1 protein-coding gene is annotated in these 1,707 nt (G+C 64.1%); it reads left to right on the top strand.

Going from position 1 to position 1,707, the window contains the following annotated elements:
* Positions 1-600: 600 nt before the first annotated feature.
* Positions 601-1,527, top strand: a complete 927-nt coding sequence (locus tag Tam1G_RS11420; protein ID WP_423734940.1) for an integrase catalytic domain-containing protein — start codon at positions 601-603, stop codon at positions 1,525-1,527.
* The last annotated feature ends 180 nt before the right edge of the window (positions 1,528-1,707 follow it).

A 1,707-nucleotide genomic window follows, 5' to 3' on the forward strand; every position in this document is an offset into this window, starting at 1 on the left:
CCGAGATTGTTCGCAGCCGTATATGATGAACGCTTTCTCTAAAGCATCAATTTGATTGTCAGCAGTCAAATTGGTAATGCCGATACCAGCTGATTTTAATGTGCCCACCACTTTGTTGGTGGAGACGACGTGCCTCACGTTTTTTGAGCGCGTAGGGTGTGGTGGTGCCTCATCGGGAATGAGCGCGAACGGTATCGGTCCTGTTTGGCTTGTCTTATGGAAGACAGGATCAGCATGGCGACGAAGCGGCAGGTCACCCTGAGATTCAGGGATGAATACATGAAGGCGTCGAAGAAGGACAAGGGACGCATCCTCGATGAGATGTGCTCCGTGCTGGGAATCGGCAGGAGCACCGCGAGACGCAGACTCACGGAAGCCGGGCGCGGCAGGCCGTCGATGTCGCCCGCGGAGCGGCCGAAGCGGTATTCGGAGCAGTCGCGCGAGCTGCTGGTCCAGGNGTGGCTGATGATGGATGCGCCGTGCGCGAAGNACCTCAAGGCGATGCTGCCCCTGTGGATGCCCATGCTGCGCGCGCNCGGCGAGCNCGCCGACTGGGACGGNTTCGCGTTCCGCGAGCTGGAGCGGATGAGCGCGGCCACGATGGACCGGTACCTCAAAAAGACGCGCGACGCGGCACGGCCCAGAGGCATCTCCACTACCCGGCCCGCCGGGGAGCTGCTGCGCAACTCGATCACGATCAGGAAGGCCGGCGACGAGCTGGACGGCCTGCCCGGCAACGTCGAGGCCGACACCGTGGCCCACTGCGGGCCGAGCGTCAGGGGCGAGTTCTGCCGCACCCTGACCGTGGTCGACGTCGCCACCGGATGGACCGAGAACGCGTCGTGCCGCAACAACGCGTTCGCGAACCTCTCCAAGGCCGAGGCGCTGGTCGAGGCCCGTCTGCCGTTCCGCATCCGCTCCTACGACACGGACAACGGCAGCGAGTTCATCAACCGCGACCTGATCGCCTGGCTGCAGGAGCGCGACATCGAGCAGACCCGCCCCCGCCCCTACAGGAAGAACGACCAGGCCACCGTCGAGTCCCGCAACANCCACGTCGTGCGCCGCCACGCGTTCTACTACCGGTACACCGTCGATGAGCTCGGCCTGCTCAACGAGCTATGGGAGCTGGTGCGCGTCAAGGCCAACCTGTTCACCCCGTCCAAGAAGCCGGTCGCGCGCGAAAGCACCCGGGACGGCCGTCCCCGCCGCGTCTACGACGCACCACGCACCCCGTGGGAGCGGCTCAAGGAGTTCGACGNGGCGGACAGGGCCGCCGGCGGCCCCGGCTTCATACCCGACGACAAGCGAGAGGAGATCGAACACACGCTCGCGACCGNGAACCCGGCCGAGCTCGTCCGCCGCATCCACGACATCCAGGACCGGCTCGAAGCACTGGCGGCACCGCGCACCGCGCGGCTGGCCAGACGCATGGGCCCGGACATGGCATACTTGAACAAGACGCTCGCCCGGATCGCGGGCGTCGAACCGGAAGACGACGAAACCCCACAAGCCGACGCGGACTAGGATTTCACGCTCACCACAGGTGAGGCACCACTCCGGATTACGCGCTCATTTTCAAATGAGGCACCTCGCNATACATCAATCGGGAGTAAGCAGGAGCGGTTCAGAGATCAATCAGTCTGAAGCGTGCAGCTTTACCGTTTCAGACCAATGCTGAATCAGGCCTCGACCTTGGCAGCAGCC

This window comes from Bifidobacterium imperatoris, from assembly GCF_002860405.1.
GTDB classification, from domain to species: domain Bacteria; phylum Actinomycetota; class Actinomycetes; order Actinomycetales; family Bifidobacteriaceae; genus Bifidobacterium; species Bifidobacterium imperatoris.